Here is an 18782-nt window from a genome sequence, read left to right as displayed (position 1 = left end):
ATTTACCGTCTGGTTAGATGGTTAGAGATAAGCCGCATATGCATTATGACGAACATATCAATACAGCTATATCTATGATATTAATTGCTTAATGGCAATCACTATTAGCACATATGAGATGTGTTACACACATTTCTTAATAAAACATGATCCATATCGCTATATTTAAATACAGCGGTATTGAACGGTTATAACTACTCAATATATGTATTTTATATACATCCCATTTAAAAAATTTCAATCAACTATATTAGAATGTGTTTCATTAGCTATTTTTATTATTGAGCGGCCTTCATTTTAAGAGAACACACCGAGTTGCTGTAGTTAGCACTGAATACAAAAAGGCCTCAGCATCGTATGCTGAGGCCTTTGTTTCATTGTAATTAAGCCGCTATTTATAGCTTAACTCAGAGGCTTTACCTTTAAAGATTCGATACACAACAAAGGTGTACATCAAGATCATCGGCACCACGATAGCCACCCCTATTCCGGTAATCACCAAAGTTTCTGGCGCACTAGCGGCTTGCTGAGCAGTTAACCGCCCCGGAACCACTTGCGGAAAGAAGCTGTATGCCAAACCAAAAAAGCTCAGAGCAAATAGCGTCACCACACCAAAGAAGGGAAAACGGCAACCAAAATCATCACGCGTTGGCACTCGCACTAAATAGCGATCAATCGCCAATACCAATGCAATCACGATAACTGGGACAGGCGCTAACATCAGTACGGCAGGAAATTGAAACCATCGCGCAGCCACCTGTTCACTGACCAAGGGATTGGCAATACTCACCGCAACCACACCCAACAACGCCACCCAGCCCGCTTTACGTGCCCACTTCGCTGCGCGAATTTGTAACTCTCCTTCGGTTTTCAGCACTAACCACGCACCGCCGATATAGATATAGGCCGCCGTAACACACAACGCACTTAACACAGCAAATGCATACGCGATTGGCTGCTCTGAAAAGCCCAATACATAACGGCCAATCATATACCCTTGCGTCGATGCCGCAATAAACGAGCCGAGTTTAAAACACACGTCCCAGCGATCTTTATGGTCCGCTTTTGCTTTAGCACGGAAATCGAACGAGACCCCACGCATAATTAATCCCAACAGCAATATTGCGGTTGGGAAATAGAGCTCAGTCAAAATTAAGCTATGCGCGCTAGGAAAGGCAATCAACAGCACACCGACGGCTAATACTAACCATGTTTCATTGGCATCCCAAAATGGTCCGATGGAGGCAATCATGCGGTCGCGCTGTGGCTCATTATTGCTCGGTAATAACATCCCAACGCCTAAATCATAGCCATCAAGCACCGCATACATAAATACTGTAAACCCAAGTACCAACAGATAAATTTCCGGTAAATATTGGCTCATGCGATGGTTTCCTTTTGAGTGTCAGACGTAGGCACTGGCGATTCAGAGAGTGATTTGTTCGCGAGATAAAAGATAGTGCGCAGATACGCATACAACAGCGCTGCATAAATCATTAAATACAGTGCCAATGTCACCGCTACCGAACTGCCCGCGACCGGAGTCACAGCATCCGCCGTTCTTAATACACCAGAAACCAACCAAGGCTGCCGCCCGACTTCGGTCACATACCATCCGGCGAGTGTCGCAATCCAACCAGAAAATGTCATGACAACAAAGGCTCTCAGTACCAAAGGTTTGAGTGCTAGGCCGCGATGCACTTTCCATGTGCCAAACCAACTGAAGAGCAGCATTAACACGCCCATCCCAACCATAATCCGAAAACCAAAAAACAGCGGTTTGACTGGCGGATGATCTGGCGCAAACTCGTTGAGACCAACAATTTCGCCGTTAATATCATGGGTTAATATCAAGCTCGCCAAATGTGGCACTTCAATCGCAAAGTCGTTACTGCGTGTCTCTTCGTTTGGCACCGCAAAAAGAAGCAACGGCGCGCCACGTTCGGTTTCCCACACGCCTTCCATAGCTGCAATTTTGGCTGGTTGATGCTCTAGTGTGTTTAATCCGTGCATATCACCAACCAGCATTTGTAGTGGCGCCAACACTGCCGCAGCGGTAATCGCAACCTTAAATGATCGCAGTGCGGGTTTGTGGTGCGACGATTTAAGCAGTTGATAGGCCGAAATCCCCACGGTCACAAAACACGCCGTTAACCCCGATGCCAGTAACATATGGCTTAAACGATAAGGCAGAGACGGATTAAATATTACTTCACGCCAACTCACCACATGCACCACGCCATCAATCACTTCATGCCCTTGCGGAGTGTGCATCCAACTGTTTAACACCAAAATCCAAAACGCCGAGATGGATGTGCCAACGGCCACGAGCACTGTGGCTAAATTATGCAGCCATTCAGGCACGCGCCCGCGGCCAAACAGCATCACGCCCAGAAAGGTTGCTTCCATAAAAAATGCCGTCATCACTTCATATCCAAGTAATGGCCCAGCAACATTCCCTACCTTCTCCATAAAGCCCGGCCAGTTGGTGCCAAACTGAAAGCTCATCGTGATGCCTGATACCACACCCAGCGCAAACGTCAGCGCGAAAATCTTCACCCAGAAGAAATACACATTCAGCCACATCGCATCTTTGGTGCGATTGAAACGCCATTTGTAAAACACCAACAACCAACCTAATGCGATGGTTAACGTCGGGAATAAAATATGAAAGCTAATGTTCGCGGCAAACTGAATCCGCGACAGTATGAGAGTTTCTAGCATAAAGGTGTCCTCGCTCTATTCACTCGGGCATCGTGCTCTAGGTTTAGTGAGTTGTACGTAGCAAATACATTAGCGATCATTAATAAATAACCTATCCAATATTCACACTACGAATTTAATTGGCCGACAGTGTAACGAGGCTATATATGTATTTCTTAATCAAACTGTGAGGGGATATTGCAATCTATGACATCTGAAATAACACAAAAATCATAGGGATAAAAACCAAGGGAGAATGAAAAGAGAGGATGGATGAGTCCACTAACAGCAACAATCAGGCTAAGCGCAATGAAAACATCCTAACGCCACTCACACCTGCTCCGGCCTTTTGCTTGCTAAACACGATAGGCATGGTTATATTCACCATAAATCATGATGTTATCGCATTATAAATAACCTGAATGGAATAACTAAGGAGCCACTATTGATTCGTTACGCGACAGAGCAAGACTTGCCCGCCATCGTTGAGATTTATAATCACGCGATAGTGAACACCACTGCCACGTATGATTACACTCCTTATCAAGTTCATCAGCGTAAACCTTGGTTCGACCGCCTCACTCAAGGCAATTACCCCATTTTGGTGTGGGAAGAACAAGGTGAGATCGCAGGCTATGCTGCTCTTGAACCGTTTCGCCCCGATATAGCGTATTGCGCCAGCGTGATGCACAGCATTTATCTTTCGCCAAATCATAAAGGTAAAGGGATTGGGTTTAAGTTGGTTGAGGCGCTTATCATCGAAGCCAAGCAGCGCGATTTTGCGACTATGATCGCTGAAATTGATGGTGCTAACCCGGCCAGTATCGCCTTACATCAAAAGCTCGGGTTTACATACGCTGGTACGCTTAAAAACGCGGCGAAGAAATTCGATACCTGGTTAGATTTGGTCTTTTACGAATACGATTTGTTGGGTGAGGCTCAATAACGAGAAATAAGAAAAGCTTTTATAACAGTGCTTACACGCGGCTTATCTAGCCATTAAACGTGTAGTACCAAGTGCACATCACTTATCGAACACCGCCAACAAGGATAATGGATCCTATGCAGAAATGAGGACGAGTTCGATAATATCCTGTTCTCAGTTAATCACTGAAGTGATTCGCGCCATTTACGCGATAAGTTGTAAGCAGTTTAAAGGCGCCCAGCCAATCACAGTCGGTTTAGATTCTTTAAATCCGTAGATCCAACCATTCATTTTTCTATAAGAGATCAGCACCTCACCCTCTTTTAAATTGAACTCGGTAGCGTCGTAATCAAATAATGCGGTTGCTTGAGTGCCTTCAATACGAAGAATTTGCTTCGGTACCCAGCCCTCTTTTTCGACACCTTGGCACAGCATCCAATTCGGCCAATCGCCTTGTGGATTAGACTCTTGGATAAAGGTAAGCACTTCGTCTTTAATGATTTTGATCGGGTGAGCAGGTGCATCATGGTATTGCTTATTGGCAACGTATTTCAATGTTATGTCCTTTGTGATTATTACGACAGTAGAATACTAAGCGCCTAAGCAGTTAATTTTCTAATTACTATTCTAGTTAAGTTTCTTATATTCAACAATATGCATCAGGAAATTAATAATTAATTAGCAATCAATAATGTACATCTAAGTGGAAATGTCCGGGCTACTGAAACCCGATTTGAAGAGCGACCTTTTGGTGGTGGTGAGTGGTGAATTAGAGCTGTCACTCAGAGCGTGTTTTAGATGCTGCACATATTCCAAACATTGATAAATCGACATTCAGCTTTTTTTAGCACCAACTAGAAATCAAGTCTGCTATTTCCTTTTTAAGTAGCGCAGGCTTGTTAAACACCCAATAAAATGTCAGCTGTGCGCCACTTATACTTGCTTATTATGTTTTATCTAAAGCGCCGAGGAAACCTCATAAGAATATACTAACCTTCAAACGGATTACCTAAGACGTTATCTTGACCAAATATTCGCTCAAGTTCCGAAATTGATTTTGCAGATAACTTCTGTGTAAATAGCAAAGAAAGATTGTGCTTGCCTCTCGAACAACTAACGTAAAACAAGTTGCGGTTTCGTTCGAATGTATCTTGCTTATCTTTGGGGTAGCTTTCATCCATCCACTCTAACAACTGGTTCCAGTTATATTGATTCCAGCCACGACCACAAACAACAAGCACATTGTCAAACTCCGCTCCTTTCACTCCGTGCTGCGTTGAGAATGGTGTCTTTTCATCGATATACTCACTCAGACTCACGACCTCTGAATACTTTACTGAGCGTAACTTATGTAACTTTTTAACAAATTTTGATTCATTCTCTTCCAACTCTTCATTAGGCTTTGATATAAGCTGTTTATATTGTTCTTCAGCCTCTTCAATTTTTGAAGGAAGTCTGGGTATTTTATTTTTCGTCAGAAGATCCAACATATCGCCAATAGTTGAGTTGGCTCTTGCATGCATTACTTTTCCTATACGGTCCATCCACGCAGTTTTATCAGCTTGGCATTTCAACTGCGGATGATTTTTCTTTTTGATTTGCAATAGTTCACCATATTGGCGCTTCTCATATGCAAGAGCAGTTGGCTCTAATACCTCAAGGAAAAACTGGATGTATTTGTCATTTTTTTTGAGATAATCATCTGTATAACGAAAACAATTCGAAAGATTAATAAAGCTCTGCTCACTAGCAATAAGGTTATTTGTTAAGAAAAGAATTTTCGTTTTATCAGGAGATAAATCCCATCCGTCTCTAATCATTAATTCTTTCGTTTTGTCTAGATGTTCTCTTACATTCTCTTCTGGAAGATCATCCTTCCAGTGTCCTCCACCTTTACCATCACGTCTTACCCCCACCCAATCATTAGAATGGAAAACTTTTATCACTCCTTCAGAGTTTGGTTCTGATTCAGCTTGCGGAAGGTTTGGCCTCATTCTGTTTAAACATCTGACTATATTTTTGTCCGATCGGAAGTTTGCTCTCTTTCCTATTTCTACTATTTTTCCTTTGTCACTCGAAATCAAACCACAAGCCGAGGAGCCATAGATTTTTTGCCAGTGATCACCGAATAAACCGATAACTACACCTGAATCATTATTGATTAGGTTAGTGACAATACTTTCCGCAAGCTTAATATTAGTATCCTGATATTCATCAATGAATATTATTGGGAATTTACTTTTTACTAGTTTCTGAAATTTGGGGTATGCAAGCATACAAGCCATCAATGTGATTACATCATCATGGTGCAAGCTAATCTCTCGCTCATTAATCACCGGAAAACCTAGATCATACTTGACCGTTTGATCATTAACACCTCCAGACTCATCAATTCGCTGTTGCCATTTTTCACCAAGCTCAGAAAGGTGTTCTCGGAGCTTTATCTGGTAGTGTTGCAGTATATTCCAGCAGAACGCGTGAATTGTATCTGCGAAAATAACAGGGTGATGATCCGTTCTATCCTTTATTTCATTCTTTGCAACGTTTGTGTATGTGATACAAGCAATCTGCTGCCGATTAACTAAAAATTCGTCTGCACGATTAGATATCAGATACCTAATCGACTCAATCAAAGAATAGGTTTTCCCCGCACCGGCTCCGGCTTCCAGACGGAAACATTGGTGTTTATCGATACAGTTTCTGAGCTGATCCAATGCTTCGATAGAAGCCTGCTCGGCTGGGCTTATTTCTGTCATAACTAAGCCACCTCGCCCTTAACTGCATTATCGCGATCCAGCCATTCCAAACCTTCACAAATGTATTTGGGTACAACCCAATCGGTTTTTTCAATAGAAAACTCAATAGCAAAATCAGCCTTGCTTTCATTTCCAATTTTCTTAGCTTTTTCAAAAACTGATTTTTCCAGATCGACACCATCCAATCCATTTAATCCAAACAGATTTGTATTAGCTAAAATAAATGCATCTTCAAAGCTACGCCCACATAGGGCTTTTTCATCTTCATCGACTTGAAATGCCAGCCTACGACATCCTGAAACTTTAGACTTTGCTGCTTTAGAATAAATATCACCCAAACTTGCGTACCCATCCATACCAAACCACTTGGACAGACCTACATTACTTGAATGTGTACCTTCACTCACATAGGAAGCTGGGTATGTTGTTGTCTTCTCACCCTTGGTTTTCTTTACTGAGTCCAAATCGGTAATGAATAAAGTCTTGAGCTCAAGGAAATCAACGAATTTATAAAAATGATGAGCATATGCACCGCCAACCTCGACCACAGACATATACTTTCTGCGCAAACTGCATAGTTTCGTATCATCCACTTTTTTGATGATCTCAGGTAGGAGGATTCTTTCAGTTGCCCCTTCGATAAGAATTGCTCTATCCGCAAAATAGAGGTCACATTTAGTTAGCGTCAGATACTTATACAAGAACTCCCTGTCCTCTTTAACCTCATCGCTGCTAAACGCTACTCCTAAATCTTTGACCTTAGTCTCTTTGCCATTCTTGGATAAAAAGTAACGCACTTTGCTAAAATCTACCGCATTGGCAATATGAGATGAATGCGTACTAACCACAAACTGAACTGGCCACAATTTTCCATCATTAAGTTGTTTTTGAAACTCTCCGACTATTTCCTCAAGCTGCCGAATAAATACTTCCTGCATTTGCGGATGCAAATGTGCTTCGGGTTCTTCAATGAAAATCAAATGTCCTTTCGGCGGAATAGACTGTGACTGAAACTCTCTGAAGTATTCATAGATCCGAAAGAGAATGAAAATCAAATTTCGGATACCCAAACCATTGTAGGTTTCAGGCAGAGAAAAATGGTCATCACCTTCGTAAAACACTTTGGTATTGCTCTCCAGAAGTGATTTTACATTCAACTCTGTAGCTGCACTTAAGTTTGGATCTTTCAGACCGGGATACCCGAATATGTTGAGCGTTGGCAAAAGGGATTTCACTTTCTTCTGAAAATCGGTATCGACTTTTTCTTGCAGTTCTTCAACAACTTTATTGATTTCTTCTGACTTAGCTTTAAATGCCTCAGGCGCACTAATACTGTTTGCACTTTTAAATATGTTACCCAATGATTTACCAAGAACATCTCGTTCACTATGTGTTTCATCATCGAGGCCACGTTGAGCATTTATAAGACCAGATAATATCAAGCGCTTAAATGCTGAAAAATCAAGTCTGACTTTATTGTCTGTGTTAGTCGGTTCAATCGCATATATCGCTGGCTCGAAATACTGGTTGATAAGGCTTCGTAAATCTGAAAAGTATTTTTTACGATTTTCTATATTTAAATCCTGAAAAAATTCTTTAATTTTTCCGTCTTTCAACTGGTAGGAAACCAATACACAAGTTTCGAATAATGTATCGTCAAGATCAATTATGAAATCACCTAAAGCTCCAAAATCGCCCTCATCATCCTTATAGTCGATTCGAAGTTCCAATTCGATCGTTGGTATTAGTTGGCGAATATCCTCACTTTTTGGATTGCTCTTAAAGGCATTTAAAGCCTCTTCAAAGCCTGCTAAACAAGACTGGTTAAAATCCTCGTAACAAATTTTAGCTCCAGCCTGACTTAGAAAACTTCGAAATATTTCAGCAAGAGAAGTCTTACCCGCGTTGTTGCGCCCAACAATGAGGGTTGTCCTATCAGCAAGAGTTAGATAGACATCTTTTAAAAGCCTGTAGTTTTTTATACGGGCGCTTTTTATTTTCATTCTTTTTCCTTAAACGAGAGATACAGACTTTCTTATATTCCGAAAACATAACAGTTCTTATACAGAACTCTTATACTGATATGCTCTGCCATTATTTGCTATGTTCTGTATTTGTCAGCGAGAAATCATCTTCCTCACTTAGTTTCGTTACTCTTGCGCAGGTTATACCGAAACGACAATCAGGATTTTTTCCATAGTTCTTGCTAAAAACTAGTCTACCGCATCACTATTAAGAGAATAACCAACAACAAATAGAACAACTGATTGCATATATAAGTACCATTTATAGGATTTATTTCATATGGCATTTATCAAAAAATATGGGATAGGGATGTTTTTTCTTATAAATGTGACTAAAAATCAGTATCCTGCATTAACAATTTTATGTTTAGCGGTGTACCTTCTTTTTAATGGACAAAATACGTCCTTGCTATGTGCTTTTTATGTCCCCTATCTTTGCTGGCATTTTGATCGATCTACCACTTATTTTTGCTGAGGCGAGCTAATGTATTGGCAGTTTTAAGCAAACAGCGTTTAGCATCACGCCTCTTACTGGTGATATTAAGTGGGTTATGTGGTGCGCAGTGTTGTTTGTGATTGGCAGGGTTTCTTGGAGTGTCTTCATAATGAGCAGTTGCTTCATCTGTGGATGATTATCGTTACCGCTGAGTAACAAAAACTGCTAAAATGCGCCCCGAAACATTGATATAGGAAGCTGAAATGGCAGATTTTAATAAAATTTTAACTCCAGGCGATTACGAAAATGGCCTAGTGAACGTAGTTGTAGAAATCCCAACTGGTAGCAACCACAAAATTGAATGGAACCGTGAGCTTGCTGTGTTCGAACTTGATCGCGTTGAACCACAGATTTTTGCGAAACCAACTAACTACGGTTTCATCCCACAAACTCTTGATGAAGATGGCGACGAGCTTGATGCACTAATCATCACTAGCGAACCTCTAACAACAGGTATCTTCCTAAAAGCGAAAGTTATCGGCGTAATGAAGTTCGTTGATGATGGCGAAGTTGATGACAAAGTTGTTGTTGTTCCTGCGGACGACCGTAGCAACGGTAACGCGATCAACTCTCTAGAAGATCTTCCAGCACAACTTATCAAGCAAATCGAATTCCACTTCAATCACTACAAAGATCTGAAGAAAGCTGGCACAACAACTGTTGAAAGCTGGGGCGACATCGCTGAAGCGAAAGAAGTAATCGCTGAATCAATCAAACGTTGGAACGACCAATAATTGATTGACGCTATTAAGTAACATGCGCCTTTATTAAGAGACACATATTACTTAACGCACAGAATAAAGCCGTTGGCCTACTTGTAAGCCAGCGGTTTTTTATACCTTGTTGCTTACTTCCTTCTTCCTTGTAGCTTTGGCCTCTCTTGCCAACTTCCCAACCTGCACGATTTTCTCTACCGACACTTTGTCGCATTTCTCCCAATCTCGTGTCTTGTTTGTACCGTTATCCGTACTGATTATTTTTATCTTATTAATTTTTAAACAGATTTTATTTGGTATGAACATTGAAGGTTATTAGACGATTAAGCATGACGTAGAAAATAAAGTCAGCCTCAACAGGGAGTCCAATTCATGGAAGAAGAAGAACTACAGGCATTGCGCAAGCAAGTCAAAAAAGCCAAGCGAATTGCATCGGAGCGCGCAGGTGAACTGCACGATCTTGTCGAAGAGCGTTTACCGCAAGCATTCGATGAAATTCCGGCTATGGCAAAAGCTTGTTACGATGCCTGCCAACACTGGGCCGATGTTACCCAGCAATTAAAAGAAGCCGAATCGGTAGCAGATCATTAACTGCTAGGCTTTTCACTGTTAAGCGCGTTTTAAAGGACAGGCACCGATTTCGGTGCCTGTCTTTTTATGGCTCTTTCAGCGCATCACTCTCATTTAGTAACGTAGGCATTATCAATGAAAAAAGGCGTTAGCCGATATCATCAGCTAACGCCTTAAACCAGACCATCACAGTATTATGATGGGTATTGAATTCTGAGGATTACTCGTCTTCGGTCGCGCTTTGTAGAGCAATTTCGTGTTCGAAAACTAATGCGTCGTTCCCTTCTTCTAGCAACTCAGCGATTTCGTTTGCGACTTCTTGCTCATCATCAGCTTCGATTTGGTCAGCCAACTCTTCATCTGTGTAACCGTAGAAATTCAGCAGAAGGTAGTCGCGAGCTTCTTCTTTAGTGCAAGTTACGTTCACTGCAATATCGGCTTCAAGTTTGTCTTGCGCGCTCATCTCAGCGATTTGTGCGAGAACATCTTCTTTCATCGCAGCCGTTAACCAACCAAGATCGGTACTTGCTTTCGTATTTTTATCGTTAAAACAAGGAAGTTGATGAAAGTAATATTGAAAGTCAGCCATGGTCATATCTTCTCTAAGTGTTGAAGTGGAGGATTATGCGCGTTTTTGAGGAAATTACTACATCAATAACACAAAATCGCTTCAGTACATTAGCTGGAATCAGTTAAATTGTTGCCCTTTAACAAGGACAGGCACCGTGATAGGTGCCTGTCCTTGTTAATTACATGTTCCAACTCTTAGTTAGTCAGATGTACCTGTTCGCTGCTTGCTCTGATAGAAAAACAATGAGCCAGTAAAGTGTAACTGACACTTGCGGCTATAATCCCCACCAATGGTGGCATCCAAGGAGAAAAGTAAGCACAACCTGACCCAATCACATATGCTCCTAACCCAATCCAATTATAATCAGGCAGTGTGACACTAGCTAATTTGGGGAATTTCCCTCGGTAGGTAAACCAGTAGGCACTCATAATGACCGCCCCGATTGGAGGAATAAAAGTACCTAGCAACACAAGAAATGGAATCAAATAGTTATACATTCCTAATACCGCTAATATGGTGCCAATAGCCGCGCCTACAATCGTGATAGTACGTCTTTTATCACTGCGTAATAAATTACAACCTGCGGCAGCAAAGTTATAGATAGTGTTATCTTGGGTTGTCCATAAGTTGGTAAATAACATAGCAATAGCTAAAAAAAGAAAGCCTTGAGCGACTAGAACATCCACAATATCAGCATGTTGATAAATTAATGCACCATACGCACCAATAAACACCATCAGACCGTTGCCGATAAAGAATGCTATGAGCGTTGCTAGCACAGCCACCCTTCCTGATTTGGCAAATCGACTCCAGTTAGTGGCCTGTGTTGCACCGCTAATAAACGTTCCTATAACAACGGTAATGGCTGCACTCATTGTCATGTTAGGTGACGGCTGAATACCAAACAGAGCGACCAAACCACCAACATCCACTAGGCCGCGATAAAAACTAATCGCAATAAAAATTAGCATCAAAGGTACGGATATTTTGGATAATATATCCATTGCACGATAACCAATAAATGCGGTGACGCAGAAACCAAAGCCAAATAGGATCATTAAAGGAAGCTGCCAAGATTTCTCAAGTTCTAGCAGTGTGGTGAGCACAATGGCAATGGTTGCCACACCCCATGCGTACCAGCCAATCTGGGTAAAACCCAATATAAAATCGGACAACCGACTGCCTTTTTCTCCAAAACAGTATCGGCCCAATAACACCGTATTTAAACCTGTTTTGTATGCTATCCATCCTAGTGCCGCAGCATAGATCCCCAAGATGAGATTACCTACAACAATAATCAACAGTAGGTTATCAAATGAAAACGCCTTGCCAATATTGCCACCAGCCCACATTGTTGCCGTGTAGAAAGTAAATCCCAATAACATAACCGCCATGGATACCATACCCTTACGATGGCTATCGGGTACCTCGCTCAATGGGAAATCCGTATCTTTTTGCATATTCAACGCTCCTGCGTATTGGTTGATTATGCAACATGGTTACAAGGATTATGCCAACAAAGAAATCCCTGTATTAGCGAGTGATATTCGGAATAAATACATTGAAATGAACTAATATTGTGCAGATAACAAGAACAGGCACCGTTATAGGTGCCTGTCCTATTAGGTTTAAAACTAAGTTTAAAGATTAGATAGTTATTACCCTGCTACACAGCTCCCATTAACATTTGAAGTCGCTGAAACTTGTCGATTAGTCACTGCCTTAATTGTTGCATCGTCTAATGAACTAATTCCAGAAACAACTCCAGTCCATTCGTAAGTACCGTCAGTAGAAATGGAATCATTCACGACTAATGTAGTCTCTGTACCGTCTTGTTCTAAATATAAAGACACTGCAGTAGCTCCGCCAGTCGCAGTGCCACTCACACTTACAGCACATACAGCTTCTGCTGAACCTATTGTAATACTGATAGCATTAGAACTATTTATATAACCAAAAATCAAACCCAGTCCGATAATAAGTTTACTCTTCATCCTGAAAATCTCTCTATAAATTAAAAATTCAATTTAAAATATAGCATTATAAAAATTTAAAAAATTTCAATATATAAACTAACAATAATAGAGCAGTCGTAGGACATATTAATAGCGTTATCATATTGATACCGAATTGATACCGATTATGAAAAATATAGGTTAATTGGTATATTATGACATAAATATAAATCATTTTAATAAAAAATATTTACGTTATGAATACAAACTATTAATAACTCATATTATGTCTATTACATTTCATATGCTTCGACAGAAACACAATAAAAAGAAGATTTATTACAGTTAATCAATGCCACAGGTTGACTCTGGAACAGATAACAAGGACAGGCACCGTTATAGGTGCCTGTTAATCAATAATGAATCTAAACCGTATTTAAAACTGAGCAATGACTAAACCGTGATTGCTGCTGCCAAGCAGGGTTGGTTCAGCGCAGGTTTGCAAATGATATTCAAACCAAGCTTGGTATTGCTCTGGGGTCATTGGGTTGATGCCATCGGCGATATAGCGACTAAACGTATCGGTGGCGATGTGGCTAACCAGTTTAAACCCCTGCCCTTCGACTAACTCTTCCATCTCTGTAGGTGTAGCGAAATAGCCAACTTGGAAGAAACGGTCAGCCTCGGCACTGGTCACCACGCCTTCATTGAGTAATTTGCTATAAACGTCGAGCGTGACCAGTTCAGGAAATTTCTGGGTAAACATGCCAGCAATGAAGAAGCGTGAGATATAGGCAACGGCAACAATGCCGCCCGGCTTTAAAATACGACGGGCTTCGGCGATCGCTTGTTCGCGCAGCTCTTGGGATTGTATGTGATAAAGCGGCCCCAAAATAACACATACGTCTTGCGAATGATCGTCAATAAATGGCACGTCACAAGCATTGCCTTGGTAAATGGACAAATCAAGATTCTGTTGCGCCGCTTTTTCTTTAAGGATACGAACCTGATCTGGAACCAGTTCAACCGCAGTCGTCGTTAACCCCATTTGGGCAAATGTTAATGAGTAACGACCGGTCGCAGCACCCAATTCTGTCACGTAACAACCGGGCTTTAAATAAGGTTTTAACTTCGCCATGGTGGTATCAAATTCAATTTGTGCAATATATTGACGAGTTAAGCGCGAATCTTCATCCGCCCCAGTGTACTGTTCTATCAGTGCATCCATTAACCTTTCCTTTGTAGTTCGAACATGCCAGTCATGAAAAAATCATTATATTCAATAAAATAGTGACGATTAATTAGTATCAGAGTGCTTATAGGCTAGCAACATATATTTGCTTTAATTCCTCAACCAACACAGCTAAATCAGTCTGTCCCAATCGATCTCATCAAGTGGTTAAAACGAATTAGTCGCTTCCCTATCTGTTAAATATTTAAAGACAAAACAACCACTCCCAAGTTCACTTGCAAAACTATCAATTAGAATTATTCAACATTCAGGGATTTCAGCTATATTTCTTTAAACAAAGACACGCTATACGCGATTGGTAGCTGTAAATAACTGTTCACACATGGTTTAAAGAGTGCATAAACAAAAATACTTTAGCGCTAATTCCGTTATTTCCACGATCACATGGCTTATTGTCGCGATGATGATCTCAAGCCTCGTCTTGATTAGTTTCTTCTTTCATATCATTGATGACCAAACCAGAACGGTAGACGCCGCCCGAGTAGACGCCTCGATTAAGCACGAGAACCTACGCTACACTGATATTTCTTATGAGTACACCAACTGGGATTTAGCCTATCAAAAAACCGTTGTTGAACGCGATATTGAGTGGATGACAGAAAAATACACCATTTACCTTACTGCTCATTACAACATGAGTGTCATTGCGTTAATCAAAAGCAACGAAGAGATTGAATTACTCGGTGGTAATGCTCCAAACGCAGAGAAATATGCCAGTAAGCTACTTCAATCGCCCTCACTTAAACAGCTATTTGGTTGGAGTAAACAACATGATAAGCAAGCCTTAAACAAAACTTACTTTACCAATATTGATGGCGTCACCTTTTTTATTTCAGCGCAGCCTTTTACTACCGAAGAAAATGAAGAGATTGTCGATGGTAGTATGCTTGTTTTTGCGCGAATCATTGATAATCAATCTTTGAAAGAGTTTGTAAAGGCTTATCATCTCCCGGCTCTTCACATCAATGCTGATGCAAAAAAATACGACGATTCCCTATATCTTAAAGAGTTGGACGGGAAACCAGTGGCCCAACTCTCTTGGCACATCGACCATAGAACGACTGCGTTTGTCCCTTACCTCACTTTATTTCTCTTAGGGTTATTGGGTATCGCATTGATCATTGCTCGTACGGTTTTACAAAAGGATCAAAAGGACCGTTCACAATATGAGGATGAACTTTTTACTGCTGCAACCACAGATCCTCTTACCCAAACATACAACAAGCGATATTTTGCCAGTTACACTCGTAACCAGATCATGCTCTTTGAACGGCAAAAGCGCCATTTATCGTTGATGGTGCTCGATCTTGATCACTTTAAATCGATTAACGACCAATACGGTCATGACGTTGGCGATGCGGCGTTAATTCATTTCAGTACTATTTGTCGTAATAATCTTAGAGGTGCAGATGTGCTGGGAAGAATTGGTGGTGAAGAGTTCGCGATTCTGCTTCCAGGCGCAGATATCGACAATGCTTGTAAAGTTGCAGAACGTATTCGCAAGTCAATCAACAATGAACCACTCACTATTGGCACACGCCAATTGACGATAACAGTGAGTATCGGTGTCGCGACTCATCAAGATAGCCTCGAGTTTGCTGAGCTAGTCAAGGCTGCTGATGAAGCCATGTATCAAGCCAAACGTAGCGGCCGCAACAGAGTTGTTGCACATTAATCGTTTCCTTGAAAACAATGCCGTTTAAAACCCAGAGCTCAGCAGTTACTTAAGATGTGCTCAATTTGTAATACCTACCCTTTAGAGGTATTTATCGACTCCCTCCATTGAGGTAATTTGCATCTCTTCTAAAAAGACCCAGTTTCTTCAACTATACTTTGGCACACCGAGATTCAAACCTTGATCGGTATTCTATTTAATCTCTGTTTACGTATGGATTTAAAGAGTGCATAAGCAAAAATACTTTAGTGCTAATTCAGTTATTTCAACCGTTTCGTGGCTGATCGTCTCTATGATGATTGCTAGCATTTTGCTAATGACGTTTTTCCTATCAGTAATAGATAATCAGTCTAAAACCGATATGCATAATCGCATAGATGCAGCGACCAAACACGAGAGCGCTCGGCTGAAAGATCTGTCTTATGAATACTCTAATTGGAACTTGGCCTATCAAAAAACCATTGTTGAAAATGATGTCGATTGGATTGATAAAACCTATCGTGATTATCTTGCTGATTACTATCAATTTGATCTAATCATTTTAATCAGAGCCGATAAAAGTGTAGAAGTGTTAGGAGGTACAAACCCCAATGCAGAGAAATACGCACAAGGCATACTGCAATCACCATCCATACAATTAAAAATTAAATTGGCGCATGCAAAGAGTGATAAATACATTGGTCGTATATTCACAACAAAAATTAATGGTGTTCCCTTCATTATGTCAGCAGATCCTTTTACTGACGAAGAAACGAAAGCTGTCTTTGATGGCAGCATACTCATATTCGCAAGACAGTTGGACGACGATTTACTACAAAAATTGTCTAAAGATTACGATTTACCCAAAATATATGTCGACAATACATCACAAAGTTTCGATGGTTTCCTCTACATTCATAATCTAATGGGTGACCCCATTAGTCTTATATCATGGAATATGACACGTACCGTCACTTCTTATGTTCCATATCTTGCGATCTTTTTGGTCGGATTATTGTGTATTGCTTTACTTATTGTGCGCACGGTCTTACGTACAGATTTAAAAAATCGGTCAAGTTATGAAGATGAATTATATTCTGCTGCGACGACAGACCCTCTCACTAACGCCTATAACAAACGTTACCTCACTAGCTACGCTCGCCATCAACTTAAACTTTATGAAAAACGCAATAAAGATCTCTCAATATTGACGTTGGATATCGACCATTTTAAATCAATTAATGACACATATGGGCATCATATTGGCGATAAGGCTCTCGTTCATTTTTGTGACATTTGTAATAAAAACTTACGAGATATCGATGTCTTTGGCCGCATTGGTGGTGAGGAATTTGCAATTATTTTACCCGGTGCAGAGTTAGAAGATGCCACTATCATCGCGGAACGAATTCGTACTGATTTGAATAAAACACCATTGGATGTAGGGCCAGCGCTAGTCACAATTACAGTAAGCATTGGTGTTACGACTAGAAGAAATGGCATTAGTTTCGAAGATCTACTTCGAGAAGCAGATGAAGCAATGTATCAAGCTAAAGAATCGGGTCGAAATCAGGTTGTTTCTTACAAAGGGTAACGCACTCATAGAGTTATGTTCGTAAAGTTTCTTGGGCAATTTTTCGATAGTGAATCAAATCAAAATCTGTGTAAATAACATTAAAAATTTGATGACCTGCTGATTATTTGCTCTATAATCCGCCTCTTTCCAACTGGCGTACCCTAAATTTGCGCTGAACGAATGAACTTGGTGATGGGCTGTTAGAGCATGATTAACGAACAAAAATACTTTAGCGCTACGTCGGTTGTATCTACCATATCGTGGCTGATCATCTCCATGGTGATTACTAGTATCTGTTTGATCGTATTCTTTTTTCATATAATTGATAACCAAACTAAACAAGAGATGATTGGCCGTGTACAGGCATCAATTAAACACGATAGCTTACGTATGATCGACCTATCTTACGAATACACCAGTTGGAATTTAGGATATCAAAAAACCATTATCGAGCACGATGTCGACTGGATGAAACTCAACTACACTGAGTTTTTACCCGAGCATTACAACTTAAGTTTTATCGCGCTGGTAAAGCCTAATCATCAAGCAGAATTACTTGGCGGTATCGATAAACAAGCGCTTAAATATGTGAATGATATTTTTCAGTCCCCCTCAATAAATCGCAAATTAGCACTTGCCAAACAACGCGATGAACGTTTCATCGGACACACCTTTTATACAGTAATCGATGGCGACGTCTTTTATATGATTGCCGATCCATTTATCGACAAAGCAACGCAAAAGGTATTGTCTAGCAGTTTATTGGCCTTTTCTCGCAAGCTCGATCCGAACGAAGTCATGCGTTTTGCCAACGAATATGATTTGCCGCCACTTTATATTAATGCCCATGCTAAACGATATGATGGTTCGATATTTTTACATGAGCTCAATGGGGTTCCGGTTGCTCGGATCTCATGGCATATCACTGAAATTATTGATGTATACCTGCCTTATATCGCATTATTTTTATTGTTACTACTGGGTGCAGCTTTAGCGATTGTACGACTGGTGTTGAAAAAAGACTCTGAAAACCGCGCACAATATGAAGATGAGCTCTACATTGCTGCAACAACAGATCCATTAACCAAAGTCTATAACAAGCGCTATCTTGCGAGTTATGCAAAACATCAATTTAAACTTTACGAACAGCGTAATCGCCCAATTTCAATCCTAGCGCTTGATCTCGACCATTTTAAGCAGATCAATGACACTTATGGTCATCACATTGGTGATAAGGCGTTAATCCATTTTTGTAAACAGTGCGAAAAAAACTTACGAGACATCGATGTGCTAGGCAGAATTGGGGGCGAAGAGTTTGCCATCCTATTACCTCGAGTGACTCTAAATGAAGCCATAGAAGTGGGCGAGCGAATTCGTCAATCCATAGAGAAAAACCCGCTAAATACCGAGCAAGGAGAAATTAATCTTACAGTAAGTATTGGCGTTACCACGCGTTGTGCAAAAGTGACCTTTAGCAAACTGTTGCAACAAGCCGATTCCGCCATGTATCAGGCTAAACGCAGCGGGCGAAATCAAGTTGTGGCTTATGAAACGCCATTATGTGAGATATAACTCAACCCAGCC

Annotated in this window: 15 protein-coding genes; 6 read left to right on the top strand and 9 right to left on the bottom strand. The window is 40.7% G+C overall.

Annotated elements, in window-relative coordinates:
- Positions 1–391 precede the first annotated feature (391 nt).
- Entirely contained in the window at positions 392–1384 is a 993-nt protein-coding gene (locus I1A42_RS06855) for a cytochrome d ubiquinol oxidase subunit II (protein WP_161156284.1), read from the bottom strand.
- Positions 1381–2724 (bottom strand): cytochrome ubiquinol oxidase subunit I, encoded by a 1344-nt coding sequence (locus tag I1A42_RS06850; protein ID WP_196123010.1) that lies wholly within the window; start codon positions 2722–2724, stop codon positions 1381–1383. The genes I1A42_RS06855 and I1A42_RS06850 overlap by 4 nt, the downstream gene beginning before the upstream one ends.
- Positions 2725–3148: 424 nt before the next feature.
- Here I1A42_RS06850 and I1A42_RS06845 point away from each other — a divergent pair, with 424 nt between their 5' ends.
- On the top strand, positions 3149–3649 hold the full coding sequence (locus I1A42_RS06845) for a GNAT family N-acetyltransferase (RefSeq protein WP_196123009.1): 501 nt from the start codon (positions 3149–3151) through the stop codon (positions 3647–3649).
- A gap of 183 nt (positions 3650–3832) precedes the next feature.
- On the opposite strand, the gene I1A42_RS06840 is transcribed toward I1A42_RS06845, so the two are convergent.
- From I1A42_RS06840 to I1A42_RS06830, 3 genes are all read right to left on the bottom strand, one after another.
- On the bottom strand, positions 3833–4183 hold the full coding sequence (locus tag I1A42_RS06840) for an SH3 domain-containing protein (RefSeq protein ID WP_230389349.1): 351 nt from the start codon (positions 4181–4183) through the stop codon (positions 3833–3835).
- Between the two features lie 434 nt (positions 4184–4617).
- A complete protein-coding gene (locus I1A42_RS06835) occupies positions 4618–6384 on the bottom strand; it encodes a UvrD-helicase domain-containing protein (protein ID WP_196123008.1) in 1767 nt (588 codons plus the stop codon).
- A 2-nt stretch (positions 6385–6386) separates the two neighbouring features.
- Positions 6387–8387 carry an ATP-dependent endonuclease gene (locus I1A42_RS06830; protein WP_196123007.1) on the bottom strand — a complete coding sequence of 667 codons (2001 nt, stop codon included), beginning with the start codon at positions 8385–8387 and terminating at the stop codon, positions 6387–6389.
- 720 nt (positions 8388–9107) lie between these two features.
- Between I1A42_RS06830 and I1A42_RS06825 the strand changes: the two genes are divergently transcribed.
- Positions 9108–9638: an inorganic diphosphatase gene (locus tag I1A42_RS06825; protein ID WP_161156565.1), complete on the top strand. Its 531-nt coding sequence runs from the start codon at positions 9108–9110 to the stop codon at positions 9636–9638.
- Between the two features lie 354 nt (positions 9639–9992).
- Positions 9993–10211 (top strand): CCE_0567 family metalloprotein, encoded by a 219-nt coding sequence (locus I1A42_RS06820; protein WP_196123006.1) that lies wholly within the window; start codon positions 9993–9995, stop codon positions 10209–10211.
- A gap of 199 nt (positions 10212–10410) precedes the next feature.
- On the opposite strand, the gene I1A42_RS06815 is transcribed toward I1A42_RS06820, so the two are convergent.
- The 4 genes from I1A42_RS06815 to I1A42_RS06800 form a co-directional block, all read right to left on the bottom strand.
- On the bottom strand, positions 10411–10779 hold the full coding sequence (locus I1A42_RS06815; protein WP_161156561.1) for a hypothetical protein: 369 nt from the start codon (positions 10777–10779) through the stop codon (positions 10411–10413).
- A gap of 176 nt (positions 10780–10955) precedes the next feature.
- Positions 10956–12221, bottom strand: a complete 1266-nt coding sequence (gene codB / locus I1A42_RS06810; RefSeq protein WP_196123005.1) for a cytosine permease — start codon at positions 12219–12221, stop codon at positions 10956–10958.
- 198 nt (positions 12222–12419) lie between these two features.
- Positions 12420–12755 carry a hypothetical protein gene (locus I1A42_RS06805; RefSeq protein ID WP_196123004.1) on the bottom strand — a complete coding sequence of 112 codons (336 nt, stop codon included), beginning with the start codon at positions 12753–12755 and terminating at the stop codon, positions 12420–12422.
- 397 nt (positions 12756–13152) lie between these two features.
- A complete protein-coding gene (locus I1A42_RS06800; RefSeq protein WP_196123003.1) occupies positions 13153–13944 on the bottom strand; it encodes a class I SAM-dependent methyltransferase in 792 nt (263 codons plus the stop codon).
- Between the two features lie 358 nt (positions 13945–14302).
- Here I1A42_RS06800 and I1A42_RS06795 point away from each other — a divergent pair, with 358 nt between their 5' ends.
- From I1A42_RS06795 to I1A42_RS06785, 3 genes are all read left to right on the top strand, one after another.
- A complete protein-coding gene (locus tag I1A42_RS06795; RefSeq protein WP_196123002.1) occupies positions 14303–15643 on the top strand; it encodes a sensor domain-containing diguanylate cyclase in 1341 nt (446 codons plus the stop codon).
- Between the two features lie 226 nt (positions 15644–15869).
- Complete coding sequence (locus I1A42_RS06790) at positions 15870–17216, top strand: sensor domain-containing diguanylate cyclase (protein WP_161156548.1); 1347 nt, start codon at positions 15870–15872, stop codon at positions 17214–17216.
- A gap of 189 nt (positions 17217–17405) precedes the next feature.
- A complete protein-coding gene (locus tag I1A42_RS06785) occupies positions 17406–18770 on the top strand; it encodes a sensor domain-containing diguanylate cyclase (protein ID WP_196123001.1) in 1365 nt (454 codons plus the stop codon).
- The last annotated feature ends 12 nt before the right edge of the window (positions 18771–18782 follow it).

The organism is Vibrio nitrifigilis, assembly GCF_015686695.1.
In the GTDB taxonomy this organism is placed as follows: Bacteria; Pseudomonadota; Gammaproteobacteria; order Enterobacterales; family Vibrionaceae; genus Vibrio; species Vibrio nitrifigilis.
This window is presented reverse-complemented; position numbering and strand designations above follow the sequence as displayed.

Excerpts from the sequence above, each read along its gene's own strand:
- I1A42_RS06855 (WP_161156284.1), bottom strand. The coding sequence starts at position 1,384 with ATGAGCCAATATTTACCGGAAATTTATCTGTTGGTACTTGGGTTTACA.
- I1A42_RS06850 (WP_196123010.1), bottom strand. The coding sequence starts at position 2,724 with ATGCTAGAAACTCTCATACTGTCGCGGATTCAGTTTGCCGCGAACATT.
- I1A42_RS06835 (WP_196123008.1), bottom strand. The coding sequence starts at position 6,384 with ATGACAGAAATAAGCCCAGCCGAGCAGGCTTCTATCGAAGCATTGGAT.
- I1A42_RS06830 (WP_196123007.1), bottom strand. The coding sequence starts at position 8,387 with ATGAAAATAAAAAGCGCCCGTATAAAAAACTACAGGCTTTTAAAAGAT.
- I1A42_RS06825 (WP_161156565.1), top strand. The coding sequence starts at position 9,108 with ATGGCAGATTTTAATAAAATTTTAACTCCAGGCGATTACGAAAATGGC.
- I1A42_RS06820 (WP_196123006.1), top strand. The coding sequence starts at position 9,993 with ATGGAAGAAGAAGAACTACAGGCATTGCGCAAGCAAGTCAAAAAAGCC.
- I1A42_RS06815 (WP_161156561.1), bottom strand. The coding sequence starts at position 10,779 with ATGGCTGACTTTCAATATTACTTTCATCAACTTCCTTGTTTTAACGAT.
- codB (WP_196123005.1), bottom strand. The coding sequence starts at position 12,221 with ATGCAAAAAGATACGGATTTCCCATTGAGCGAGGTACCCGATAGCCAT.
- I1A42_RS06805 (WP_196123004.1), bottom strand. The coding sequence starts at position 12,755 with ATGAAGAGTAAACTTATTATCGGACTGGGTTTGATTTTTGGTTATATA.
- I1A42_RS06800 (WP_196123003.1), bottom strand. The coding sequence starts at position 13,944 with ATGGATGCACTGATAGAACAGTACACTGGGGCGGATGAAGATTCGCGC.
- I1A42_RS06785 (WP_196123001.1), top strand. The coding sequence starts at position 17,406 with ATGATTAACGAACAAAAATACTTTAGCGCTACGTCGGTTGTATCTACC.